Origin of the sequence: Paenirhizobium cremeum, from assembly GCF_047553425.1 — a bacterium.
In the GTDB taxonomy this organism is placed as follows: domain Bacteria; phylum Pseudomonadota; class Alphaproteobacteria; order Rhizobiales; family Rhizobiaceae; genus Allorhizobium; species Allorhizobium cremeum.
This window is the reverse complement of the sequence record NZ_CP180217.1, coordinates 3385001-3408638: the sequence shown is the minus strand read 5'-3', so window position 1 is coordinate 3408638 and position 23638 is coordinate 3385001. Positions and strand designations below refer to the sequence as shown.

At 61.2% G+C, this 23638-nt stretch carries 21 protein-coding genes; 15 read left to right on the top strand and 6 right to left on the bottom strand.

Annotated features, from left to right (window positions below):
• Nucleotides 1-8 precede the first annotated feature (8 nt).
• The 4 genes from ACLBKR_RS16520 to ACLBKR_RS16505 all read left to right on the top strand — a co-directional run bounded on the left by ACLBKR_RS16520 (nucleotide 9) and on the right by ACLBKR_RS16505 (nucleotide 1858).
• Nucleotides 9-788 (top strand): GNAT family N-acetyltransferase, encoded by a 780-nt coding sequence (locus tag ACLBKR_RS16520; RefSeq protein ID WP_112830325.1) that lies wholly within the window; start codon nucleotides 9-11, stop codon nucleotides 786-788.
• Entirely contained in the window at nucleotides 785-1198 is a 414-nt protein-coding gene (mutT, locus tag ACLBKR_RS16515) for an 8-oxo-dGTP diphosphatase MutT (protein ID WP_113447381.1), read from the top strand. The genes ACLBKR_RS16520 and mutT overlap by 4 nt, the downstream gene beginning before the upstream one ends.
• 108 nt (nucleotides 1199-1306) lie before the next feature.
• Complete coding sequence (locus ACLBKR_RS16510; RefSeq protein ID WP_112830323.1) at nucleotides 1307-1624, top strand: hypothetical protein; 318 nt, start codon at nucleotides 1307-1309, stop codon at nucleotides 1622-1624.
• A gap of 60 nt (nucleotides 1625-1684) precedes the next feature.
• On the top strand, nucleotides 1685-1858 hold the full coding sequence (locus ACLBKR_RS16505; protein ID WP_112830322.1) for a Flp family type IVb pilin: 174 nt from the start codon (nucleotides 1685-1687) through the stop codon (nucleotides 1856-1858).
• Between the two features lie 9 nt (nucleotides 1859-1867).
• Here the strand turns inward: ACLBKR_RS16505 and ACLBKR_RS16500 are convergent, their stop codons facing one another.
• Nucleotides 1868-2749, bottom strand: coding sequence for a class I SAM-dependent methyltransferase (locus ACLBKR_RS16500; RefSeq protein WP_113447380.1), 882 nt, complete (start codon nucleotides 2747-2749; stop codon nucleotides 1868-1870).
• Between the two features lie 92 nt (nucleotides 2750-2841).
• Between ACLBKR_RS16500 and ACLBKR_RS16495 the strand changes: the two genes are divergently transcribed.
• The 4 genes from ACLBKR_RS16495 to ACLBKR_RS16480 are packed head-to-tail and all read left to right on the top strand — an operon-like array spanning nucleotide 2842 to nucleotide 5199.
• Nucleotides 2842-3591: a ComF family protein gene (locus tag ACLBKR_RS16495; protein WP_414899700.1), complete on the top strand. Its 750-nt coding sequence runs from the start codon at nucleotides 2842-2844 to the stop codon at nucleotides 3589-3591.
• Between the two features lie 52 nt (nucleotides 3592-3643).
• On the top strand, nucleotides 3644-3901 hold the full coding sequence (gene grxC, locus ACLBKR_RS16490) for a glutaredoxin 3 (RefSeq protein WP_112830319.1): 258 nt from the start codon (nucleotides 3644-3646) through the stop codon (nucleotides 3899-3901).
• A 12-nt stretch (nucleotides 3902-3913) separates the two neighbouring features.
• Complete coding sequence (locus ACLBKR_RS16485) at nucleotides 3914-4774, top strand: carbon-nitrogen hydrolase family protein (protein WP_113447378.1); 861 nt, start codon at nucleotides 3914-3916, stop codon at nucleotides 4772-4774.
• Nucleotides 4771-5199 carry a DUF1178 family protein gene (locus ACLBKR_RS16480; protein ID WP_112830318.1) on the top strand — a complete coding sequence of 143 codons (429 nt, stop codon included), beginning with the start codon at nucleotides 4771-4773 and terminating at the stop codon, nucleotides 5197-5199. The genes ACLBKR_RS16485 and ACLBKR_RS16480 overlap by 4 nt, the downstream gene beginning before the upstream one ends.
• Nucleotides 5200-5230: 31 nt before the next feature.
• Here ACLBKR_RS16480 and ACLBKR_RS16475 read toward each other — a convergent pair whose 3' ends face one another.
• Together ACLBKR_RS16475 and ubiG are read right to left on the bottom strand one after the other, a co-directional pair.
• A complete protein-coding gene (locus tag ACLBKR_RS16475; protein ID WP_113447377.1) occupies nucleotides 5231-5782 on the bottom strand; it encodes a DUF924 family protein in 552 nt (183 codons plus the stop codon).
• Nucleotides 5779-6549, bottom strand: a complete 771-nt coding sequence (gene ubiG, locus ACLBKR_RS16470; RefSeq protein WP_113447376.1) for a bifunctional 2-polyprenyl-6-hydroxyphenol methylase/3-demethylubiquinol 3-O-methyltransferase UbiG — start codon at nucleotides 6547-6549, stop codon at nucleotides 5779-5781. Before ubiG ends, ACLBKR_RS16475 begins: the two co-directional genes overlap by 4 nt.
• A 313-nt stretch (nucleotides 6550-6862) precedes the next feature.
• Between ubiG and ACLBKR_RS16465 the strand changes: the two genes are divergently transcribed.
• Complete coding sequence (locus ACLBKR_RS16465; RefSeq protein ID WP_113447375.1) at nucleotides 6863-7582, top strand: SH3 domain-containing protein; 720 nt, start codon at nucleotides 6863-6865, stop codon at nucleotides 7580-7582.
• 235 nt (nucleotides 7583-7817) lie between these two features.
• Here the strand turns inward: ACLBKR_RS16465 and ACLBKR_RS16460 are convergent, their stop codons facing one another.
• Together ACLBKR_RS16460 and mprF are read right to left on the bottom strand one after the other, a co-directional pair.
• Entirely contained in the window at nucleotides 7818-9182 is a 1365-nt protein-coding gene (locus ACLBKR_RS16460; RefSeq protein WP_113447374.1) for a virulence factor family protein, read from the bottom strand.
• Complete coding sequence (gene mprF / locus ACLBKR_RS16455) at nucleotides 9179-11800, bottom strand: bifunctional lysylphosphatidylglycerol flippase/synthetase MprF (protein ID WP_113447373.1); 2622 nt, start codon at nucleotides 11798-11800, stop codon at nucleotides 9179-9181. The genes ACLBKR_RS16460 and mprF overlap by 4 nt, the downstream gene beginning before the upstream one ends.
• Nucleotides 11801-12090: 290 nt before the next feature.
• Between mprF and ACLBKR_RS16450 the strand changes: the two genes are divergently transcribed.
• From ACLBKR_RS16450 to clpB, 6 genes are all read left to right on the top strand, one after another.
• The gene (locus ACLBKR_RS16450) at nucleotides 12091-13365 is read left to right on the top strand and encodes an aspartate kinase (RefSeq protein WP_113443059.1); all 1275 of its coding nucleotides are present in this window, start codon (nucleotides 12091-12093) and stop codon (nucleotides 13363-13365) included.
• A gap of 91 nt (nucleotides 13366-13456) precedes the next feature.
• Nucleotides 13457-15724, top strand: a complete 2268-nt coding sequence (gene ptsP, locus ACLBKR_RS16445) for a phosphoenolpyruvate--protein phosphotransferase (RefSeq protein WP_112830311.1) — start codon at nucleotides 13457-13459, stop codon at nucleotides 15722-15724.
• 24 nt (nucleotides 15725-15748) lie between these two features.
• The gene (prfA, locus tag ACLBKR_RS16440; protein WP_113338261.1) at nucleotides 15749-16828 is read left to right on the top strand and encodes a peptide chain release factor 1; all 1080 of its coding nucleotides are present in this window, start codon (nucleotides 15749-15751) and stop codon (nucleotides 16826-16828) included.
• On the top strand, nucleotides 16825-17712 hold the full coding sequence (gene prmC, locus ACLBKR_RS16435) for a peptide chain release factor N(5)-glutamine methyltransferase (protein ID WP_113447372.1): 888 nt from the start codon (nucleotides 16825-16827) through the stop codon (nucleotides 17710-17712). Before prfA ends, prmC begins: the two co-directional genes overlap by 4 nt.
• Nucleotides 17713-18045: 333 nt before the next feature.
• Complete coding sequence (locus ACLBKR_RS16430) at nucleotides 18046-18699, top strand: DUF4167 domain-containing protein (RefSeq protein ID WP_113338263.1); 654 nt, start codon at nucleotides 18046-18048, stop codon at nucleotides 18697-18699.
• A gap of 214 nt (nucleotides 18700-18913) precedes the next feature.
• Nucleotides 18914-21514 carry an ATP-dependent chaperone ClpB gene (gene clpB / locus ACLBKR_RS16425; RefSeq protein WP_113338264.1) on the top strand — a complete coding sequence of 867 codons (2601 nt, stop codon included), beginning with the start codon at nucleotides 18914-18916 and terminating at the stop codon, nucleotides 21512-21514.
• Between the two features lie 131 nt (nucleotides 21515-21645).
• Here the strand turns inward: clpB and ACLBKR_RS16420 are convergent, their stop codons facing one another.
• On the bottom strand, nucleotides 21646-23589 hold the full coding sequence (locus ACLBKR_RS16420; RefSeq protein WP_113338265.1) for a M23 family metallopeptidase: 1944 nt from the start codon (nucleotides 23587-23589) through the stop codon (nucleotides 21646-21648).
• Between the last annotated feature and the right edge of the window lie 49 nt (nucleotides 23590-23638).

Here is a 23638-nt window from a genome sequence, read left to right as displayed (position 1 = left end):
CGACCAGAATGCTCGCAGTGCCCTCCGAAGACAATCTGCCGCTGGTGCGTCGGCTGGAAGCCGTGGGTTTCCGCGCCTGGCCGGCGGCAAATGTGCAGTATGACGGCAGCTGGCAAATCCGGCTGACCGGCGGTCATCCGTCCAAGCGGCTGAATTGCGTTGTCGCGCTCGATCCGTCCGATAGTCGCGACATTGCGATCCGACTGGAGAAGGCCGGCCGAAAGTTCGCCGCCTATGGCCGGCCGCTGATCGTTCGACAGACGCCGCTCGCACCGAAGCCGCTCATCGGACATCTGCGCGCAGAAGGCTGGGAATGTTTCGAGGACGTGGTCACCATGACCTGTGACCTGGCGGAAATCACATTGCCTGATACGCTCGATCATCTGCCGACCCATGATGTCGGCCGATACGTCGATGCAAGCCTCGAATTGCAGGGTGAGGATGCGGCACTGAAGCCGGCGCTTGCCGAAATCATCGGAGCGATCAAGCCGCCGACGGGCCTCTTCCTTATAGAGACCCCGGAGCGCGGGCCGGTGGCGGCGACACTCTGCGTTCAGGACAACGATCTCGCCGGCATCATGTCGCTGGCCGTCGCCGGGGACCAGCGGCGCAAGGGGCTGGGGCTTGAGGTGCTGACGGCGGCGCTGCGCTGGGCGCGCATGCGCGGCGCCAAGCGCGCATGGCTGCAGGTTGTCGCGGACAACGAGCCGGCGCTTTCTCTCTACCGGAAGCTCGGTTTTACCGAGGCCTATCATTATCATTACTGGCGCAAGGAAGCCGGAGCATGAATGCACAGGGCAAACCGATCCTGCTCGTCGCCGCCTGTGCGCTGATCGATGCCGACGGTCGCATCCTGCTGGCCCAGCGGCCGGAGGGCAAGTCGCTGGCAGGTCTGTGGGAATTTCCAGGTGGCAAGGTTGAAGCGGGCGAGACACCCGAGGAAACCCTTATCCGCGAACTGGAAGAGGAAATCGGCGTCACGACCAAGGCCCCGTGCCTTGCTCCGCTAACATTCGCCAGCCATACTTACGAGACATTTCACCTCTTGATGCCGCTTTACGTCTGCCGCCGCTATGAGGGTATCGCCCGGGGCCGCGAGGGCCAGGCGGTGAAGTGGGTACGCCCGCAAGCCTTGCGGGACTATCCCATGCCGCCGGCGGATGAGCCCCTCATTCCCTTTTTGCAGGATCTGCTTTAGGATATTCTACAGTTTACGAACGCTTTAAGGACGTTCTTAACGCAAAGTTTATCACCGTCAGGCAAAGCTCGCTTCTGTTCATGCGTTAGAGCGTGCGTGGAGCGTGTCATGGCAAACGAGGATTTCTGGAAGACCGTGCGGTCGAGAGAACGGTCTTCGCAAAAGTCGGGAAAGACAGGGGTTTTGAACATCGCCTTGCTGTTCGGCACGGCGGCGATTGCCCTTTCGCTTGTGCTGACCCCGATGCTCGCCGGAAAATCGGAAAAGAAGAGCCTCGCTTTCCAGCCCGACGAATACGACATGCTCAGCACGGGATCGATCAACAGGTCGGACAGTGGCAAGCGCTACACCATCCGCCGCAGCGTGCTTCAGGAAACACCGGGATCAGTGTGCATCGTCGACGGCTACGGCGCCGACGGCTGCTGAAAAGACTACAGTTCAAAGCTTGGTTCGCCGCCAATCCAGCCGACGTTCATGGGAGACAAGATGCATCTCGTCCGGAAACTCTTTGCTGATCGGCAAGCGGCGACCGCTGTCGAATATGGGCTGATCGTCGCGATCATGGCGGCGGCTCTGATCGGCGGCTATGGCGCGTTCACCGGCGCACTCGGCGACGTGTTATCCACGATTGAGAAGGAAATCACCGCAGCCGGCGACTGAGCTCCTTGCTCAATCTTTTGCTGCGCGGTTTGGATCGAGCGCATCCGCAAGGCGCATCTTCGCCGAGCCCGGCTTCAGCGGCTTCTGCTGGCTTTCATGCGCCGCCCATCCGGACACATAGATGAACGAGAAGGTAGCGCGAATTCTCCCGTCCGGGTCGGCATGGCGTTCGGCATAGAGTTCGGCTGCCCGCAGGAAGAATGATCTTCCCACCGGCCTGCGGCTGCGACCAAGCAATGGATTGGCCATACCCATGGCCTTCAGGTCCCGCATCAGCGGAAAGATCGAATCATAGCGGACTGGGTAATTTTCCTCGTCGATCACCGGCAGGGTGAAGCCGGCTCGCTGCATCAGGCTACCGATGTCGCGAATATCGGCAAAAGGCACGACACGAGGGCTTGCGCCGCCGTAGAGCTCCACTTCTGCCGTGAGGAGCACGTCGCGCAGTTCGGCAAGTGTGCCCGCACCGGGGATCGCCGCGAGGAACAGCCCGTCGGGCTTGAGGGCACGGCGGATCTGCACCAACATGCCGGGCGTATCATTGGTGAGATGAAGCGCCAAGGGGGAGAGCACGAGGTTGACGGATTGGGGCTCCAGCGGCACCGTTTCCCATGCCGCCTCCCGAACGGTCCCGTCGCTGCCGGCAAATCCCCTTACGACCTCGACGCGCTCCATCGTGCCGATCTTGCCGGTCGCGAGGGCGGTACGGGCGGCAATACCGGTCCCGCCATGCAGCTCAACCGCGTCATCGAAATGGCGCTCGACGAGCGCAAGACGTTCTGCGATCTCGCGGGCTGCGATGTCCAGCAGAAAATCGGCGCCGGGATTTCCGGCGGCAAGAGCCCGCCTGCGGTTGGCGGCGATCAGCCGGTCGTCGAAAAGCCTTTCCATCAGAAGACATCCTCTTGAGATTCACGGTCTGGCAAAGGCGCCCGCGAGCGCCTAATGTCAACCTTATGTCGGGTCGGACGGAGCAAAAATCCATGAGGGTCATCGCCGGCCTGTCGCTGCGGATGGCGACCGGCCTGCGTGACATCGTCTTTCCGCCTGGCTGTGCCCATTGCCATGTGCGGACGGAGTTGCATGGTGCGTTATGCCCAGCCTGCTGGTCGAAGCTGCGGTTCATTGAGCGACCCTTCTGCGAGATACTGGGCACGCCGTTCGGATACGATCCCGGTGCCGGCATGCTGTCTGCAGAGGCAATCGCCAATCCGCCGGTATTCGACCGTTTGCGATCCGTCGCTGTGCATGAAGGGATTGCCCGCGATCTTGTGCACAATCTCAAATATCGCGACCGGACCGATCTTGCACCGATGATGGCCGAATGGATGGTGCGTGCAGGTGGGGAGGCGCTTTCCGCCTGCGACTGTATCGTTCCCGTTCCTCTTCACCGCAGCCGGTTGTTTGGACGAATGTTCAACCAGTCGGCGGAACTGGCCCGTCACGCGGCGCGGCTTTCCGGCAAGGCGTTCGAACCGTTGGCGCTCGTCCGGAGAAAGCGGACCAGCCAGCAGGTCGGGCTGACCGCCAATGCCCGCGAGCTCAATGTCAGGGGGGCTTTCGTCGTGCCGGAGAGCAGGGCGTCAGCCGTCTTCGGGCGACGCATCGTGCTCATCGACGATGTCTATACCACCGGTGCAACCGTCAGTTCGGCGACACGGGCACTCAAGAAAGCAGGGGCCACGGATGTCACAGTTTTAACCTTTGCAAGGGCATTTTCCGGTCCTATATGAGCGTAATCATGACAGCCTCGCATCTTCCCGTATCTTCCGGCCGGAGTATTTCATGGCATCGGTGACCATCTACACTCGACAGTTTTGCGGCTATTGCGCCCGCGCAAAAAGCCTGTTGGAATCCAAGGGCGTTGGCTATGTCGAGCATGACGCGACAGACAAGCCGGAACTGCGGCAGGAAATGATCTCCCGCGCCAACGGCCGGATGACTTTTCCGCAGATTTTCATCGGCGACGTCCATGTCGGCGGTTGCGACGATCTTTACGCATTGGACCGAGCCGGCAAGCTCGACCCTTTGCTCGCCAGTTGAGGAATGAAGGATATGAGTTTTAAGGCTGCCGCCATTCAGATGTGCTCCGGTGTCAATCCGGAAAAGAATGCCGCCGCAATGGTTCGCCTCGTCCGCGACGCCGCGGGGCTGGGCGCCATCTACATACAGACGCCGGAAATGACCGGGGCGGTGCAGAAGGATCGCAAGGAACTGCAGACTATCCTGCGGGACGAGGATAGCGACCTCATCGTCAGGACCGCTTCGGAGCTTGCCCGGGAACTGTCAATTCACCTGCACGTCGGTTCGACCGCGATCCTGCTTGCCGACGGGAAGATTGCCAATCGTGCATTCCTGTTCGGGCCGGATGGCCGCAAGATTACAAGCTATGACAAGATCCACATGTTCGACGTCGATCTCGACAATGGCGAGAGTTGGCGCGAGAGTGCCGTCTATCGGCCGGGTACGCGCGCCGTGGTGGCAGATCTGCCGTTTGCGCGGCTCGGTTTCGGCGTCTGCTACGATGTGCGGTTTCCACAACTCTTCCGAGCGGAAGCTCTTGCCGGCGCGGAAATTCTGACGACGCCAGCCGCATTCACCCGGCAGACGGGTGAGGCGCATTGGGAAGTGCTGCTTCGGGCGCGAGCCATCGAGAACGGCGCATTCGTGATTTCGGCGGCCCAGGCCGGGCTACACGAGGATGGACGCGAGACCTTCGGCCATTCGATGATCGTCGATCCCTGGGGCAAAGTGCTTGCCTTGGCCGGCGGCGCGGGTGAAGCCGTCGTCATCGCCGACATTGACACCGCCGCGGTGAAAGCAGCGCGGGCAAAGATTCCGAATCTCAAGAACGCCAGGGAGTTCGAACTCGATGTTCTCTCCCCCATGCTTGCGAAAGGGGGTGTCACAGTTTGATCCGCTACTCCCTTATCTGTGAAAATGCGCACGACTTCGAGGGCTGGTTTTCGGAGAGTGCCGATTTCGATCGTCAGAAGGCGAGCGGTTTCCTCACTTGTCCCGTCTGCGGTTCGCTCGATGTATCGAAAGTGCTGATGGCGCCTTCGGTCTCGACCGCGCGGCAGAAGGACAAGATCAGCGCACTGGCGGTCCACGAGGCGCAGAAGGAAGCCGTTGCGAAACTGAAAGAGGTCATAGCCTCCATTCGGGCAAACAGTGAGGATGTCGGCGAACGGTTTCCCGAGGAGGCCCGCAAGATCCACTACGGCGAGGCGGAAGCCAGAGGCATTATCGGGCAGGCTTCACTAACCGAGGTTAAGTCGCTGATGGATGAGGGTATCGAAATCGCACCGTTGCCAATGCTTCCGGAGGACGCCAATTGAGCGGTTTCGCCATGCCGTTGGCTAGCCCTTGTCAGCCGCTGAAGCCGCCGCTTTCGAGATAGACCTTTTCCTCGGGCGTGGTCTCTCGGCCCAAGGCTGCGTTCCGGTGCGGGAAGCGGCGGAAGCGGGCAATGATATCGCGATGTTCTATCGCATAGTCGAGAGAAACCCGATCTGCGGTCCGTTCGAAATGCTGGGTGAACAGCGAAACGCTGATTTCCTGGTCAGACGGGTTTTCGGAATGTTCAAATGGCAGATAGAAAAAGATAGCCAGCGATTGATCGACGATCTCGTCGAATCCTTTGTCTAGAGCGCGGCGGGCGACGGCGCGGGCCAAACCATCTGTTGCGAAGGCATGGGCGCTACCGCGAAAGAGGTTGCGCGGAAACTGATCGAGCAGGACCAGGAGAGCGAGTGCTCCTTCCGCGGTTTCCTCCCAGGAGGCGTATTCTCCCCGCGAGGCGGCGAAATGCGCGGCCAGATAGTCACTCCTGATGAAAGCATCGAAAGCGTCATCCTTGGCGAACCATTTGTCCGGTCCGGCCGCGGTCCAGAAAGCTAGAATGTCGTCCGGTTTCGTCATGGCGCTCCTGTCTGGCCGTTCGGGGGCGGACGCCTTGCCAGCACCATGTAGTTGACGTCGGTGTCGGCGGAGAGGTTCCATCGGTTCTGCAACGGATTGAAGAACACACCTTTCATTTCCACGATCTGCATGCCGTCTTTCGTTAGCGGCGCTTCGATCTCTTCCGGCCGCACCAGTTTCTCATACTGGTGGGTGCCGCGCGGCAGCCATTGCAACACGTATTCGGCTCCCACGATGGCGAGCGCTGCGGCCTTTAAGGTGCGGTTTATGGTGGAGACGAGCATGAGACCGCCGGGACGGACCATGGAAGCGCAGGTCGTCAGGAAGAAGTCGACATCGGCGACGTGTTCGACGACTTCCATGTTGAGCACGACATCGAAGGTTTCGCCGGCCTCGGCCAGCGCTTCGGCGGTTACCGCGCGATAGTCAACGTTGACGCCGGTCTGACCCGCATGGGTCATGGCGATCTTGATGTTCTTTTCCGAAGCGTCTGCGCCGAGCACGTCAGCGCCCATGCGGGCAACCGGCTCTGAAAGCAGGCCGCCGCCGCAGCCGATATCGAGAATGCGCAGACCTTCCAGCGGCCGATGCGTCTTTGGGTCGCGGCCGAAATGGGCCGATACCTGGTCACGAATATAGGCGAGGCGCACCGGATTGATCTTGTGCAGCGGCTTGAACTTGCCCGTCGGGTCCCACCATTCCGCCGCCATGGCGGAAAAGCGGTCGACTTCAGACTGGTCGATGGTGGTGCGGGCCTCAGCGCTCATAACCGGATCTCCCTCAGATTTCTGGCGTTTCAAGTCGGACGATCGGATGGCAAAGTCAAGGGCCGCGAACTCATCCGAGGGAAACGCCAACGCTATAGGCAGTCGTTCAAGATTCATTCATGCGGGATTTCCTAGATCAAGGTTGCGACGCTTTGTTGGGCCGAAAGGCACAGGTGCCGCATAAGTTGCAGCTGGCTGAAAGCACGAGCAATTTGCCGCAATGCCGCCGAAAAGGCGGAACATGGTGAACTGTCCGAGCGTTGATGCGTCAGGAAATAAAAGCCCCGAAAAGGGGACCCGAGGAGTCACCTGAATGAAAAAACTGTCAATTCTGGCGGCGGGATTGCTGGCGGCACTCGTTGCTCCGGCGGTTGCCGAGGCTGCGCCGGCCTATTCGACCGCCAATGTGAACATGCGGTCCGGGCCGAGCACGCGCTATCCGGCCGTCATCGTTATCCCCTACGGCGCCCGCGTGGATATCAAGGGCTGCATGCAGACCGCCAATTGGTGCGACGTTTCCTATGCGGGATACCGGGGCTGGGTATCAGGTACCTATCTGCAGGCGCTCTACTCGCAGCGACGGGTTTATGTCGGTCCGGAATACTATCGTCCGCTCGGTATTCCGATCATCACCTTCTCGATAGACAACTATTGGGACCGCTACTATCGCAGTCGCGACTTTTATCGCGATCGGGACCGGTGGCGCGACGATTATCGTCCTCGTCCGCCGCGTTATGACGACGGCGACTGGAACCGCCCTCGTCCGCCGCGCTACGACCCCGATTACAACGCTGATCGCTGGGATCGTCCGCCACCGCGTTATGACAGGAATGATGACAACAACTGGAATCGGCCGCCGCGGCGGGAGGAAGAGAACCGGAATCGCCCGCCACCGGCGCGGCATGACGGCGCGCGCGACAATCAGCCGCCTCGCGCCGAGGAGCCCCGTCCGCCCCGTGAGCAGCGTGGCGTGAGCCGGAACAAATGCCTCATCCCGGGTTCACCGGACTGTGGACGCGAAGGCAGCGATTGACATCAGTCTTCGAAAAACTATACAGATGGCGGCCGCAAGGCCGCCATTTTTGTACATGTGCTGTCAGCGCAGCGCGCGTGGTGCGGAAGGTTTATACGCGGCATCGGCCGGCAGTTGCGGGAGAACGGGGATCGCATGCTCTTCGAGTTCCTTAATAACGGCCCCAGGAACCTGAGGATGGCCGTCCGGCTACAATCTCAGAGGCCGGACCTTTGAGAGCGAATGGGGAAGGCCTTCAACCTCCGAGGCGCCGCGCGAGCCCATCGACGATCAGTTTCGTCAAAGCCTCGTAATCCCCATCGAAATGATGACCGCCTTCCAGCCGGATAACCTCGACAGGGGTTCCCTGGAGAGCCGGGCAGGCATCTTCATCGTCGTCTGCGCCGTAAAGGCACTGAACGATCTTCGGATCGATCTTACGGATGTCATCCACCGGATCGCCGGCTCCCGAGCCGCCGCTGGCGCCAAGCCAGCCGGATACGGAGATTTCCCAGTCGATCTCGTGGGAAAGTCCGAGCAGGCTTAGCTGGATGATGCTGCTCTTCGCCTTGTCGCTGAGGCCGTTGTAGCTTGCGGGCAGGATGTCCGCTCCGAAGGAATAGCCGATCAGGAGAACATGACGGACGTTCCAGCGCTTCTTGTAGGCGTGAATGATGCGCTCGAGGTCGGCGGATGTTTCGACAGCGGTGCGCGCCGACCAGAAATAGCGTAGTGAATCGACGCCAACGACCGGAACGCCGCCTTTCTGCAGAAAGCCCGCGATCTCGCTATCGATGTCGCGCCAGCCGCCGTCGCCGGAATAGATGATGGCCATGGTATCGCGTGCCGGCGTGGCATCAAGGATCGAGAGCGGCAGGCCGAGCGGCGATTCGGTTTGGCTCTCGGCGGCGATGAGTTCGTCCAGCGTCGCGCTCAAGGCCGTGATGGCATCGTCCTTGCCATCTCTCACATCGATGTCGGGGTGTTTGCTCACCAACGCGCTCACATGGTCGCGTCCATCGGAGGGGCCTGCCGGGGTGAATATCACGGTCGCCGGGTCTGGCAGTTCGCCGTCCGTCAGGCCATAGATCATATGATCGCCCTGCACCGTCTTCTCGGCCGGTGTGCAGAGTTCCTTGGTGAGGGGGATGCCGGCCTCGGGATCGACGGCGAGGGTCTGCCCGATCGTGGCCTGCGGCGTCTGCGCGAGGATGGCCAGCGCCACGGTGCCGCCGAGTCCGCGGCCGGCGACAATCGGCTGCAGGACGGAAGCGTTGCCTGCCTCGCGCTGAACCTGATGGCTGAGCGATTCAATGTCCGAAACCGTGTATATACAGTCGTCGGTGTCCTTGGCGAGCGACGCGAGATATCTCGGCGTGTCTATGCCGATGACGATCGCACCGTTACCTTTCAGTCGTTCGGCCTCCTGCCGGTCCTGGTCCTGCCAGCCGGAAGCGTCGGAAAGGAGGAAGACAATAGCCTGGGGCTTGTCGTCCGGCATCAGGATCAAAGGCGAAGGGATCATGCCGGTATCGAACCGGGAGCCCTCGGCGAACACCGGAGCGGAGAGGGTGAGCGCGAGCGAAAGCGCGACAACGGTTTTTATCAGCTTCGTCTTCATCTCTTCACCACGCCTTTAAATCCGCCGCCGATCAGGAGAGTCGCATCAAGCAGCGCGATGATCGGGCTCAGTCCGCCAGACACTGCAAGATAGCGCGGTTGCCATTCGGGATGGAACTTCGACTTGAAGGCACGCAGTCCCTTGAAGTTGTAGTAGCGCTCGCCGTGTTCGAAGAAGGTGTTGGCAATGCGATCCCATGCGGGCGCCACCTCGCGTCGGGAGAGGCCGGCCAGCGGTGCCATGCCGAGGTTGAAGTGCCGATACCCCTCGTTTCTAAGCTCGGTAAGCAGTTTTACGAAAAGCAGGTCCATCGCACCCTTCGGTGCATCGGGGGCGAAGCGCATGAGATCGATGGAAGCCTCTTCCTTCGTATCGGTGAGCAACATATTGGCGAAGGCGACGATGCGGCCTTCGAAACGCAGCAGGGCAACCGGCTGCATCAGCATGTAGTCGTCGGTGAAAGTGCCGAGCGAAAATCCCTTCTCCTTCGCGTTGTGCTCGTCCAGCCAGGCGTCGGAAACTGTCCGCAGATCCTGTAAAATCGCAGATACCTGTTCAACCGGAACAATCTCGAAGGTCAGTCCGTCGCGTTCAGCGCGCGCCGCTGTCTGGCGCAGGGTGGCCCAGCGTCCGCCTTTCAGGTCGAAACGCTCTAGATCGACCAGGGCGCTTTCGCCCAGCTTGTAAGCCTGCATGCCGGCATCGGCGATGGCGGGCAGAAGGGCAGGAGAAGCCTGATAGAAAACGGCGCGGCAGCCGGCGGCGCGTGCCGTTTCCACGAACTGCCAGACGAGCTCCGCGCGGGACTTGCGCGGTCCGACCGGATCGAGAAAGGCGATGAAAGAGCGTCCCTGCTTTCCATACATGATGAAGGCATCGCCGTCCGGGGAGAACATGACCGACTTGTCGCCGGTGCGCACAAGATTTGCGTCTGCGATATCCTGAGTGGCGACGATGGCGATGGCCTTCGCAATGGCGTCCGGGTCCGATGGCGCAACCGGCAGGGAGGCGGGGCGCAGAAGGCCGAAAAGGGCAAGGGTGGAAGACAGGATCGCAAGACCCAGCATGGCGCGCAACGAGCGAGGTGCATCCGCCTCGAATTCGAACTGCCACCAGAGATTATGGCTGTATTCTACATCGCGATAGACGAACAGCATGACCACCACGGCGCCGATGCAGAGCACTGCAATGGCCAGCAGCCATGAAGAGGTCAGCGCCTGACGGAAGAGCGACGCCGGCCTTACAAACAGCCGGCGACTGGCCAAAAGGCCAAGGATCAGAACGGCCAGCATGGATGCCTCGACGATCGCCACGGCCTTCAGGAGAGAAAGCACCAGTGCCGCGCCGGCTGCAATGAGGGTCGTCCACCAGGCTCCATCGAGGCGTTGGGATAGACCGCGGGCTGCGATGACCAGCAGGAGGCCGGTGAGGCTTGCAAGGAAATGCGCTCCTTCCACGATCGGGAGCGGCAGGAAGCCGGCGAGGAATTCGAGGTTGTCGCTTGGTGTCGGCGTGACGCTCGACACGATCAGCATGGCCCCCAGAATGAAGGTCAGCGTAGCCAAAAGCAGAGGAGCGATCCTGGAGGCGGTGCGCACCATGCCGGCGGGAAGTTGCTTGTCGGCGACATGACGCAGTTCCGTGATGGTGACGAGAACGATGGCGATCAGCAGCGGCAGGACATAGTAGATCAGCCGGTAGGCAATGAGAGCCGCGAGGATCTGGTCGGTGCCGACCTGGCCGCCGAGCGCCGCAACCATCACGGTTTCGAAGACGCCGATGCCGGCCGGCACATGGCTGACAATGCCGAGACCGATGGCGACGGCGTAGATGGCGAAGAAGGCGGGCCAGGAAATGGCTGCGCCGGCCGGCAGCAATGCATAGACCACCGAGGCCGAGAAGGCGATGTCGACGACGGTGACAAGGAATTGACGCGACAGGGTACGGGAATCGACGAAGCGGAAGACGGAGCCGAAGGCCGAATTGCGGGCGATGCGTGCGATCACAAAGGCCAGTCCCAATCCTGCAAGGATGATAATGGCCAATGTCTGGAGCCAGACCGGATCGAGCCCGACGAGCGGCGCTATTTCCGGTGACATGGGGATCAGGGCGACCGCGGTGATGATCGTCAGACCGAGCGAAAACGACAGCGTCACGAAAGCGATGATGCGGGCGATCTCGTCCGGGGCAAGGCCTGCGCGTGCATAGGCGCGATAACGGATCGCGCCGCCCGAGAGCGCGCCAAAGCCTGCGACGTTGCCGACGGCATAGGCGCTGAAAGCTGTAAGGGCCACTTCGCCGAGAGGACGCTTCCTGCCAATGAAGGACAGGGCATTCCAGTCGTAGAGACAGAGCGTGGCAAAGCTCAGAACCGTGAAGAACACGGCAAGAAGGATCGAGGACGGGCTGGTCGCGGCCAGCCCGCGGACGACGTCGTCGTAACTCACCTCTTCGGTCAACCGGTATATGGCGAAGCCGACCAGTGCGAAGACGAAAACCGTCAGGACCGCCGTCAGAGGCTTCGCATATCGGGCCAGCCGGCCGTGGCGCCGGTCGAGTGCATCCTCGGTTTCGTCCGGTCCGAAGGCTGTATTATCGTCTCTTGCGCTCGAACTCATGGGTCCTCGTTCCGGCCGGTGGCGTTGTCCCTGGAACCGGCTGCCACCCTCTTCATCCGGTTCACAGGCTGCGGGTCGCATGCTTGTCACTGCAATTTGCGCCAAATTATGGCGGCGGCCGCAAGGCTTCCTAAGTTCGCCAGAGGTTCGCCGCGGGCGTACCGTCCAGTTCGAAAGGGGCGTTGCGCCAGCTTCGCTTATTCGCTAAAAGCCCCGCAACCAAGAGCCTTTCGGGGCGCAACATCTTTTGCCGGACTTCCGGCGCATGGCAAGGGCATACGGTCAAGGCAATGGCACGCATCGTGATGAAATTCGGCGGAACATCCGTCGCCAATCTCGAACGCATCTATAACGTTGCCCGACATGTCAAACGCGAGGTCGATGCCGGCCACGAGGTGGCGGTCGTCGTCTCGGCCATGTCCGGCAAGACCAATGAGCTCGTCGACTGGGTGCAGAACATGCCGAAAGTCACCGGTGCGAACTCCCCCTTCTATGACGCGCGTGAATACGATGCCGTTGTCGCCTCGGGCGAGCAGGTCACGGCAGGTCTGCTGGCGATCGCGCTGCAGTCCATGGATATCAATGCACGCTCCTGGCAGGGTTGGCAGATCGCCATCAAGACCGACAATGCCCATGGCGCCGCACGCATCCAGGAGATAGACGGGTCCGAGATCATCCGGCGAATGGGCGAAGGTCAGGTTGCCGTGATCGCCGGCTTCCAGGGCATCGGTCCGGACAATCGCATCGCGACGCTCGGCCGTGGCGGTTCCGATACCTCGGCCGTGGCGATTGCGGCGGCCGTCAAGGCGGACCGTTGCGACATCTACACCGATGTGGATGGCGTCTACACGACAGACCCCCGCATCGAGCCGAAGGCGCGCCGCCTGAAGAAGGTGGCGTTCGAGGAAATGCTCGAAATGGCCTCGCTTGGTGCAAAGGTCCTGCAGGTGCGCTCGGTCGAGCTTGCGATGGTCCACAAGGTGCGCACCTTTGTGCGCTCGAGCTTCGAAGATCCCGATGCGCCGGGCATGGGCGATCTTTTGAATCCGCCCGGCACATTGATTTGCGATGAGGATGAGATCGTGGAACAGGAAGTCGTCACCGGTATTGCCTACGCCAAGGATGAAGCGCAGATCTCGCTGCGTCGGCTCTCCGATCGACCGGGTGTTTCCGCAGCCATCTTCGGACCGCTGGCCGAGGCGCATATCAACGTCGACATGATCGTCCAGAATATCTCCGAGGACGGTTCGAAGACCGACATGACCTTTACTGTACCCTCCGGCGATGTGGACAAGGCGCTGGCCGTTCTCTCCGAAAACAAGGAGAAGATCGGCTTCGACGTTGCCCAGAGCGAAAAGGGTCTGGTCAAGGTTTCGGTGATCGGCATCGGTATGCGCAGCCATGCCGGCGTTGCTGCAACGGCCTTCCGCGCACTCGCCGAAAAGGGCATCAACATCAAGGCCATCACTACCTCCGAAATCAAGATTTCGATCCTGATCGATGGTCCTTATGCCGAACTCGCAGTTCGGACTTTGCATTCCTGCTACGGCCTCGATAAGAATTGATTCCATAAAGCGGAATTCGCCATCCTCGCCGGTCTGATCCCGCGGGCGGCGAGACCGCCCGACCAACGATGTATTCGGGAGCATGCCGGCGATGAGAGACCTTTCCGCGGGTCCACGCGTCCTCCTCAAGCGGTTGCGCGAACTGATGGCGGAACCGCTTGAGCCGCAGGAGCGGCTTGACCAGATCGTTCGCCAGATCGCGAGCAATATGGTTGCGGAAGTTTGTTCGGTCTACGTGCTCAGAGCGGACGGTGTTCTGGAGCTCTACGCAACCGAAGGCCTCAACAAGCAGGCCGTTCACTTGGCCCAGCTCAAGATGGGCCAGGGTCTTGTCGGCACGATTGCCGCTTCGGCGCAGCCGCTCAACCTCTCCGACGCCCAGGCGCATCCCGCTTTCCGATACCTGCCGGAGACGGGCGAGGAAATCTATCACTCCTTCCTCGGTGTGCCGATTCTTCGCGCCGGCCGCAGTTTGGGCGTTCTCGTCGTTCAGAACAAGGCGCAACGCAACTATCGGGAGGACGAGCTTGAAGCGCTCGAAACCACCGCAATGGTGCTGGCCGAGATGATTGCGACCGGCGAACTGAAAAAGATCACCCGTCCGGGTCTCGAACTCGATCTGACGCGCGCCGTCACGATCGATGGCGACAGCTATTCGGAAGGCATCGGTCTCGGTTATGTCGTGCTGCACGAGCCGCGCATCGTCGTCACCAATCTCCTCAACGAAGACAGCGAGAAGGAAATCCGCCGTCTTGCCGATGCGATCGGTTCGCTTCGGATTTCCATCGACGACATGCTGTCTCGCCGCGAGGTTTCCATGGAGGGCGAGCATCGCGAGGTGCTCGAAACCTATCGCATGTTCGCGCATGACCAGGGCTGGGTGCGCCGCATGGAGGAGGCGATCCACAACGGCCTGACGGCAGAGGCGGCCGTCGAGAAGGTGCAGAGCGATACCAAGGCGCGGATGATCCGCCTGACGGACCCTTATCTGCGCGAGCGCATGCACGATTTCGACGATCTGGCGAACCGGCTGCTGCGTCAGTTGACCGGCTTTTCTCCCCGCACTGTGGCTGACGGATTCCCGGCGGACGCGATCATCTTCGCGCGCGCCATGGGGGCTGCGGAACTGCTGGATTACCCGCGCGCCAATCTGCGGGGGCTGGTCTTGGAAGAGGGCGCGGTCACGAGCCATGTGGTCATCGTGGCTCGCGCCATGGGCATCGCGGTGGTGGGCCAGGCGGCAGGCGCCGTGGCGCTTGCCGAAAACGGCGATCCGGTCATCATCGACGGTGATGACGGCAAGGTGCATGTGCGCCCCATGGCCGACCTGCAGAAGGCCTATGAGGAGAAGGTCAGGCTGCGTGCCAAGCGGCAGGAGCAGTTCCGCGCGTTGCGGGATGTCGAACCCGTCACCAAGGACGGCAAGCGGATCAAGCTGCAGATGAACGCGGGACTTCTGGTCGATCTGCCGCAGCTTGTCGATTCCGGCGCCGAGGGCATCGGTCTTTTCCGAACCGAACTTCAGTTCATGATCGCTTCCACCATGCCGAAGGGGGAGGAGCAGGAGAGCTTCTACCGCAGCGTCCTGAAACAGGCTGCCGGCCGGCCGGTCACCTTTCGTACGCTCGATATCGGCGGCGACAAGGTGGTTTCCTATTTCCGTGGCCACGAGGAGGAAAACCCGGCGCTGGGTTGGCGGGCGATCCGCCTGTCGCTCGACCGGCCCGGCCTCCTGCGCACCCAGTTGCGGGCGCTGCTCAAGGCTGCGGCAGGCGCCGAACTCAAGATGATGCTGCCGATGGTGACAGAGGTAGCGGAAATCCGGGCGGTGCGCGAACTGATGCAGAAAGAGGTGCAGCACCTCTCCAAATTCGGCCATACGTTGCCCAAGAAGCTGCAGTTCGGAGCGATGCTGGAGGTTCCAGCACTGATGTGGCAGCTCGACGAGTTGATGGAGGAGGTCGATTTCGTTTCCGTCGGGTCGAACGACCTGTTCCAGTTCTCGATGGCTGTCGATCGCGGCAATGCCCGGGTATCCGATCGTTTCGATGTGCTCGGCCGGCCCTTCCTCAGGATTCTCCGGGATATCGTGCGGGCGGGCGAACGCTACCAGACGCCGGTGACGCTGTGTGGCGAGATGGCGGGCAAGCCACTCTCGGCGATGGCGCTGCTCGGGATCGGCTTCCGGTCGATTTCGATGTCGCCGACAGCGATCGGCCCGATCAAGGCGATGTTGCTCGGGCTTGATGTGTCCAAGCTGGCGGAACTGCTCGAAACCGCTCTCGACGACCATCATTCGAATCAGCCGATGCGCGATCTGCTCGCAAAATTTGCAGCGGATAACAATATTCCTCTTTGAACGATAAATGTGGAGTGACGAAGGGTGGCGAAGCTTCCTGTCGAGAAAATGCGCGAACTCGAACGCCGTTTCGGCGAGATAGAGGCACGCATGTCCGCAGGGCCGGCCGCGGACGTCTATGTGAAGCTTGCCTCGGAATATGCGGAATTGCAGCCGGTGGTCCGAAAGATCCGCGACTATGAGAGCGCCCTTGCCGAAGTGGCGGGGCTGAAGGCGATGCTGTCGGACAAGGGCACCGAACGCGACATGCGCGATCTGGCCGAAATGGAACTGCCGGAGGTCGAAGAACGTATCGAAGCGTTGGAGAAGGACATTCAAATCCTGCTCCTGCCGAGGGATGCGGCAGACGAGAAGAGCGCCATTCTGGAAATCCGCGCCGGCACGGGCGGTTCGGAGGCGGCTCTTTTTGCCGGTGATCTCTTCCGTATGTACGAGCGTTTTGCGGGTTCCAAAGGATGGAAGGTCGAGGTTCTCTCCGCGAGCGAAGGGGAAGCCGGCGGCTACAAGGAAATTATTGCCACGATTACCGGGCGTGGCGTCTTTTCGAAGCTCAAGTTCGAATCTGGTGTGCACAGGGTGCAGCGTGTGCCCGAGACCGAGGCAAGCGGGCGAATTCATACGTCCGCCGCGACGGTTGCCGTGCTGCCCGAGGCGGAGGAAATCGACATCGAAATCCGTCCGGAGGACATCCGTATCGACACGATGCGGTCTTCCGGGGCCGGCGGCCAGCACGTCAACACGACGGATTCCGCGGTCCGGATCACGCATCTGCCGACGGGCCTCGTCGTGACATCCTCGGAGAAGTCACAGCACCAGAACCGGGCCAAGGCGCTGCAGGTTCTGCGCTCGCGGCTTTACGATATGGAGCGGCAAAAGGCGGATAGCGAACGTTCGGCCGATCGAAAGAGCCAGGTCGGTTCCGGCGATCGTTCCGAACGCATCCGCACCTATAACTTCCCCCAGGGCCGGGTGACGGATCACCGCATCAACCTGACGCTCTACAAGCTCGACCGCATGATGGAGGGCGAGATCGATGAAATGGTCGATGCCCTGATCGCAGACTATCAGGCAGGCCAGCTTGCCCAACTCGGCGACGCCCCGTGAACGGAAAGACCGAAAGCGCGGCTGCGGATACTGTCGGCGGTTTGATTGCCGAGGCGAGAAAACGTTTTTCGCAGGCAGATCTTCCTGATCCGGCGACCGACGCACGTGTACTGGTGAGCGGGTTGCTGAGGCTTTCGGCGACCGCTCTCGTGCTCGCAGCCAATCAGTCGGTGGATGCCGCGCATGCGGCTATCATCCGTTCTGCGATCGGCCGGCGTGAAGCGCGTGAACCGGTGCATCGCATTCTTGGCGAACGGGATTTTTACGGACTCACCCTCAAGCTTTCACCCGAGACGCTGGAGCCGCGTCCGGATACCGAAATACTGGTCGATGCCGTGCTGCCGCACCTGAGGCGAATTGCCGCAGCCAAGGGCGCAGCAAGCATACTCGATCTGGGCACCGGCAGCGGCGCAATCGCGCTTGCGCTTTTGAAGGAATGCGAGACCGCTCGCGCAATCGGGACAGATATTTCCGCTGGCGCCCTTACAATCGCCGCAAACAATGCCTATCTCAACCATGTCGGCGAGAGATTTGAGGCGCGGGAAAGCGCTTGGTTCGAGAAGATCGAGGGACAATCCTTCGACATCATCGTGTCAAATCCGCCTTATATACCCACAAAAGTGGTCGAAGCGCTTGAGCCCGAAGTCAGGAAATTCGATCCTGTACGGGCGCTCGACGGCGGCCAGGATGGCCTTTTCGCCTATCGCGCGATCGCGGAAAACGCGGCGTCGCATCTTGCGGAAGGAGGCGTAGTGGGGCTGGAAATCGGTTACGATCAGAAGCAATCGGTCATCCAAATATTTGAGGCAAAAGGTTTTTTCCTTCTCGACGCACGACAGGACTATGGTGGCAACGACCGTGTTCTGTTGTTCTATCCAAGGTAGACGTGACGATTTTGCTGCGTGTGCTAAGGATATTTTGCCTTTTGAAAGAAAAGGCTTGGTTTTCGGAATGAAGCGTAATAGTTTGCGGGCACGCAACGGGCAGCGGGGAATGAACGAAGATTCGTTCGGGTCTGGGTCTGCTTCGATTTTCGCTCGTCACAGAGCTTCGCGGGGCGAGCAATCCCGGTGCGTAACTCAGTAAACTTGACTTTCACCAGCGGCAAGAAGCGATGGCGCAGTATGCCCGCGGCAGGCGCAGCCTTGGTCCGGTCCAACCAGAACCAGAAGCGTTGCCTTTTATCAGCACAACAGAAGAATTCAGGTGAATCATCGATGAGGCCAGGACAGCAGAACAAGCGTGGTCGGGGGCGTAACAACGGCGGCGGAGGCGGTGGAAACAATTTCAACCGCAAGGGCGCCAATCCCCTGACAAGGACCTATGACAGCTCGGGTCCGGACGTGAAGATCCGCGGTACGGCCCAGCACATCGCCGAGAAATATGCCGCTCTCGCACGCGATGCCCAAGGCGCCGGCGATCGGGTCATGGCCGAAAACTACCTGCAGCATGCAGAACACTACAATCGGATCATCGCTGCGGCCCAGGCCCAAATGCAGGAACGGTTCCAGCGCGACGATCGGGACGATCGCAGCGATTTCGCTGACGACATGGACGGCATGGACGAGCCCATGGCTGTTTCCCAGCCGCAGCATCAGCCTCAGGTTCAGCCGCAACAGCAGCGGCCTGTTGAAATCGCCGGAAGCGGTCCGCAGCCGGTCATCGAGGAGATGCCGGCCGAAGTTGCCGCTGTCGTCGAGGAAAGCGGTGCAGAGGGAGCAGGTGAGCGCCAGCCGCGCCGACGTAACGCTTCGAATCGTCCGCGCCGCCAGCCGCGCCGCGGCAACGCCGCAGGGGAAGCTTCCGAAGGCGCAGACGGCGCTGCGTCGACAGAAGCAGCGCCGGTGCTTGCGGAAGCGGCTTCGGAGTAACGACCGGAAGGTTCGGTTCTGTAGTTTTGACGATTGTGAAACTCCGGTCATCGACCGGAGTTTTTTCGTTTAAATGCCTCTTTAAACGGCAAAAACCGCTTACCATATCTCGCTCGAAGGGATCATTCATCGTCCCCACAGCCCGCCTTCAAGGGGGCTATCCTCAATCGCCGTTCTGTGCCTTTCCGGGCAGGGCGGAAAACGGAGACCGGTTATGAACATCGAAAAATATTCCGAGCGCGTTCGCGGGTTCTTGCAGTCGGCGCAAACCCATGCGCTTTCCGAGGGGCATCAGCAATTTGCGCCGGAGCATGTCCTGAAGGTCCTGCTCGATGACGATCAGGGCATGGCGTCCTCGCTGATCGCACGCGCCGGCGGCGATCCCAAGGAGGCACGCATTGCCAATGACGCCGCACTCGCCAAACTGCCGAAGGTTTCGGGCGGCAATGGCCAAGTTTACCTATCTCAGCCTCTGGCGAAGGTTTTCTCGACGGCCGAGGACGCCGCAAAGAAGGCCGGCGACAGTTTCGTCACTGTCGAGCGGCTGCTTCTGGCCCTGGCAATCGAATCCTCGGCCTCGACCTCCGCTACCCTGAAAAAGGCCGGCGTGACCGCGCAGGGGCTCAATCAGGTCATCAACGAAGTGCGCAAGGGCCGCACTGCTGATACGGCGAATGCCGAGCAGGGCTTCGACGCATTGAAGAAATATGCGCGCGACCTGACGGCAGAAGCCCGGGAAGGCAAACTCGACCCGGTCATCGGTCGCGACGACGAAATTCGTCGGACGATCCAGGTTTTGTCGCGTCGCACCAAGAACAATCCCGTCCTGATTGGTGAACCGGGCGTCGGCAAGACGGCGATCGCCGAGGGGCTGGCATTGCGTATCGTCAATGGCGACGTGCCGGAAAGCCTGAAGGACAAGCAACTGATGGCGCTCGACATGGGCGCACTGATCGCCGGCGCCAAGTATCGCGGTGAGTTCGAAGAACGACTGAAAGCCGTTCTCAACGAAATTCAGGCGGAGAACGGCAATGTCATCCTGTTCATCGACGAGATGCATACGCTGGTCGGTGCCGGTAAGGCCGATGGGGCGATGGATGCCTCCAACCTGTTGAAGCCCGCGCTGGCGCGTGGCGAACTGCATTGCGTCGGTGCGACCACGCTCGACGAATATCGCAAGCACGTCGAGAAGGACCCGGCCTTGGCTCGGCGCTTCCAGCCCGTCATGGTCGACGAACCGACGGTCGAGGACACGATCTCGATCCTGCGCGGGCTGAAGGAGAAATACGAGCAGCACCACAAGGTGCGGATTTCCGACTCGGCGATCGTTGCTGCTGCAACCCTGTCGAACCGCTATATCACCGACCGTTTCCTGCCGGATAAGGCCATCGACCTGATGGACGAGGCCGCATCGCGGCTCAGGATGCAGGTCGACTCGAAGCCGGAGGAACTGGATGAACTCGATCGCCGTATCATCCAGCTCAAGATCGAGCGGGAGGCGTTGAAAAAGGAAACCGATCCGGCCTCCGCTGATCGGCTGAAGCGGCTGGAAACGGAACTGGCCTCGCTGGAAGAGCAGGCAGATGCGCTGACGGCCCGCTGGCAGTCTGAAAAGCAGAAGCTCGGGCTGGCGGCCGATCTGAAGAAGCGGCTCGACGAAGCGCGAAACGAACTGGCGATTGCACAGCGCAAGGGTGAGTTCCAGCGCGCCGGCGAGCTTGCCTATGGCGAGATCCCGAAGCTCGAAAAGGAATTGGCCGAGGCGGAAGCAAGCGATAGCAACGCGTCCTCCATGGTTCAGGAAGTCGTGACGCCCGACGGTATCGCGCATGTCGTTTCCCGCTGGACCGGCATTCCGGTCGACAAGATGCTGGAAGGCGAGCGCGAAAAGCTGCTCAGGATGGAGGACGAACTGGCCAAGTCGGTCGTCGGGCAGGGGGACGCGGTACAGGCGGTTTCAAGGGCAGTCCGCCGCTCGCGCGCCGGACTGCAGGATCCTAACCGGCCGATCGGCTCGTTCATCTTCCTCGGCCCCACGGGCGTCGGCAAGACCGAACTGACCAAGTCGCTTGCACGCTTCCTGTTCGACGATGAGACCGCGATGGTTCGGATCGATATGTCGGAATACATGGAGAAACACTCCGTGGCCCGTCTGATCGGGGCGCCTCCGGGCTATGTCGGATACGAAGAGGGCGGCGCGCTGACGGAATCGGTTCGTCGCAAGCCCTATCAGGTTGTCCTGTTCGACGAGATCGAGAAGGCCCATCCGGACGTCTTCAATGTGCTCCTGCAGGTGCTTGATGACGGCCGACTGACCGATGGCCAGGGTCGCACCGTGGACTTCAAGAACACGATCATCATCATGACCTCGAACCTCGGCGCGGAATATCTGACCGGTCTGCGAGACGACCAGGACAGCGAAGCGGTTCGCGATCAGGTCATGAATGTGGTGAAGGCGTCCTTCCGGCCGGAATTCCTCAATCGCGTTGATGAAATCATCCTGTTCCACCGGCTGCGCCGGAGCGAAATGGGTGCGATCGTCGATATCCAGCTGAAGCGCCTGACCTCGCTTCTGGCTGAGCGGAAGATCACAATCGACCTGCAGCCGGATGCGCGCGAGTGGCTGGCGGAAAAGGGCTATGACCCGGTCTATGGCGCACGCCCGTTAAAGCGCGTGATCCAGAAGTTCGTCCAGGATCCGATGGCCGAACAGATCCTTTCGGGCACGATTGCCGACGGTTCCACCGTCAAGGTCGCCGCCGGGTCCGACCGCCTGCTGTTCTCTACGACGGGAAAGGTCAGCGAAGCGGCCTGAATTCCTGAGCGATGCATGACCTGACGATGGCGGCCTGTCGGCCGCCATTTTCGTTTATGCTCGCATGCAATCCTGCCGGTCGAGTGGTTCGCCGCAGGCGTTTTGGAGGGGCGTTTCGGAGGGAGAGGAGATCAGTTGCTTGCGACTTCGGCCGGCTTGCCGCCCTGGACGAGCATGGTGTCGATGCGTTTGCGTTCGTCCTGGAAGCGGGCAAGCGCCTCGCCCTCCAGCGACTTGCCGCCGGGCAGACGGACCTTCATCGCATCGACCTTGGTGCCATTGACGATCAGTTCGTAATGCAGGTGCGAACCGGTGGACGATCCGGTCGAACCCACCCAGCCGATGACCTGCCCCTGTGTGACCTTGGCGCCGGGAGTTATGCCCTTGGCGATGGCGCTCTGGTGGTTGTAGGAGGATTCATATCCGTTGGCGTGGCGGATGATCGTCTGGTTGCCGTAACCGGATGCCCATCCGGCCTTTTCAACCACGCCATTGCCGGACGCGATGATCGGTGTGCCGCGGGGAGCGGCCCAGTCGGTACCGGTGTGCATGCGCGAATAGCCGAGGATAGGATGCCGGCGCATGCCGAAACCCGATGTCAGGCGCCCGTTCGGGACCGGGTTGCGCAACAGGAACTGCCGGATGCTCTTGCCGCTCTCGTCGTAGTAGTCGACGGAATTGTCGTCCGGGTTCTGGAAGCGGTAAAACGAGGTGACCGTATCCCCGAAGCGCGCGCGGACGTAGAGAAGTTCGCTCTCGTCGGTCGCACGGCCGCTGTCGTCCTCCACCGAGAAACAGGCTTCCATGGTGTCGGTCGGTTTCAGCTGTGCCTGGAAATCGACGTTCGCGGCGAGCAGGCGAATAATCAGCGCGGTCATGTCACGGCTCATGCCGTAGGAGAGCGCGGCACGGTAGATACCGTCATAGACCCGCGGCAGATCGCGGCCGGTCAGCGCGACCGGCGCCTGTTCATCGAAGGCAGTCGCGACCGCGTCGAGTTTGGGTGGCTCCTCGCCTCGGACCAGGCGGCCGGCATCGTTGACGGCAAGCGTCACGATGTGCCCGCCCTGGCGATACAGGCTGATGCGTACGACGCGGGCTTCCTCGCCGCGCTGAATGATGCCGATGCGCAGCACATCTCCCTCGAGAAGATCCGTCGAGCCCGCAAAAGGTGCGAGCACCCGGGCGACATCCTCTGCCTTCGACTTCGGATAGCCGGCAGAGGTCATCACGGCGTCGATACCCTGGCTGCGGCGCACCGGCAGGACGTCATCGGCATATTCCGGCGTCTCCGGTGTCAGCATTTCGGGCGCGGCAACCGACATGTTCTGTTCCACGACGCGCGCCGTCAGGCCTGAAGCAATGTCCATCGCGTCATCTTCGTCAGCGTCGAAGCGTCTCGGGTCGATATAGTAGAGTGCCGCCACCTGGCTCGATCCGTCCGTCAGCACCGAACCGTTCGAGCGCACATTTTCCTCGACCTCATCGAAGGACATTTCACCCGCGAAGGGATGGGTGCTCGATCCGGCGGGGAACGGGACCGTCTTGAGGCTCACCTCCGAATCCACATCCGAGCCATAGAGAGTGCCGGTCCGGCTGGCAGGGGCCGCCGACTTTTCGTTTGTCGCGAAAATCGCCAGCGGATCGAAAGGGGGGTAGTTCTCCTGCACCTGATAGTCGGCCGCGAGCCCCATCTTCACATGGGCGAAGGGTTGCCGGCGAACGACCTCGCGTTCGCCGTCATTGATGACCGTCGATACCTCGATGATCGCCTTGTCGACCGGGCGGGCGGCAATCTTCGGTCCGAAAAGGCGGGCGCCGCGCGTCACCGCTTCCGCCTGGGCGTCGCTGCCACCGGTTACCGCGAAGGCTTCCGCCGGGATTGCAAGTTGCTGACGCCCGTCGAGCGCGGCAAAGAGGGCGACCCCCATCAGGATACAGGAGGTAATGCCGGTCAGGAATGTGCCGGAGAGCCAGCGCAGGGAGATTTCGCGCCGATCCGGGGCACGATGTCCGTCGGCCAGGATGGGCGGTTCGCTGCCCAGCGATCGCAGCATGTTGCGGTCCGTCGTCATGCGGTCGGCATCCGTCCGTTCAAGGGGCGAGGTCCCGTTTGTCCATTTG

Coding starts and splice junctions, on each gene's coding strand:
- ACLBKR_RS16520 (WP_112830325.1), top strand. CDS start 9: ATGCTCGCAGTGCCCTCCGAAGACAATCTGCCGCTGGTGCGTCGGCTG.
- mutT (WP_113447381.1), top strand. CDS start 785: ATGAATGCACAGGGCAAACCGATCCTGCTCGTCGCCGCCTGTGCGCTG.
- ACLBKR_RS16510 (WP_112830323.1), top strand. CDS start 1,307: ATGGCAAACGAGGATTTCTGGAAGACCGTGCGGTCGAGAGAACGGTCT.
- ACLBKR_RS16505 (WP_112830322.1), top strand. CDS start 1,685: ATGCATCTCGTCCGGAAACTCTTTGCTGATCGGCAAGCGGCGACCGCT.
- ACLBKR_RS16500 (WP_113447380.1), bottom strand. CDS start 2,749: ATGGAAAGGCTTTTCGACGACCGGCTGATCGCCGCCAACCGCAGGCGG.
- ACLBKR_RS16495 (WP_414899700.1), top strand. CDS start 2,842: ATGAGGGTCATCGCCGGCCTGTCGCTGCGGATGGCGACCGGCCTGCGT.
- grxC (WP_112830319.1), top strand. CDS start 3,644: ATGGCATCGGTGACCATCTACACTCGACAGTTTTGCGGCTATTGCGCC.
- ACLBKR_RS16485 (WP_113447378.1), top strand. CDS start 3,914: ATGAGTTTTAAGGCTGCCGCCATTCAGATGTGCTCCGGTGTCAATCCG.
- ACLBKR_RS16475 (WP_113447377.1), bottom strand. CDS start 5,782: ATGACGAAACCGGACGACATTCTAGCTTTCTGGACCGCGGCCGGACCG.
- ubiG (WP_113447376.1), bottom strand. CDS start 6,549: ATGAGCGCTGAGGCCCGCACCACCATCGACCAGTCTGAAGTCGACCGC.
- ACLBKR_RS16465 (WP_113447375.1), top strand. CDS start 6,863: ATGAAAAAACTGTCAATTCTGGCGGCGGGATTGCTGGCGGCACTCGTT.
- ACLBKR_RS16460 (WP_113447374.1), bottom strand. CDS start 9,182: ATGAAGACGAAGCTGATAAAAACCGTTGTCGCGCTTTCGCTCGCGCTC.
- mprF (WP_113447373.1), bottom strand. CDS start 11,800: ATGAGTTCGAGCGCAAGAGACGATAATACAGCCTTCGGACCGGACGAA.
- ACLBKR_RS16450 (WP_113443059.1), top strand. CDS start 12,091: ATGGCACGCATCGTGATGAAATTCGGCGGAACATCCGTCGCCAATCTC.
- ptsP (WP_112830311.1), top strand. CDS start 13,457: ATGAGAGACCTTTCCGCGGGTCCACGCGTCCTCCTCAAGCGGTTGCGC.
- ACLBKR_RS16430 (WP_113338263.1), top strand. CDS start 18,046: ATGAGGCCAGGACAGCAGAACAAGCGTGGTCGGGGGCGTAACAACGGC.
- clpB (WP_113338264.1), top strand. CDS start 18,914: ATGAACATCGAAAAATATTCCGAGCGCGTTCGCGGGTTCTTGCAGTCG.
- ACLBKR_RS16420 (WP_113338265.1), bottom strand. CDS start 23,589: ATGACGACGGACCGCAACATGCTGCGATCGCTGGGCAGCGAACCGCCC.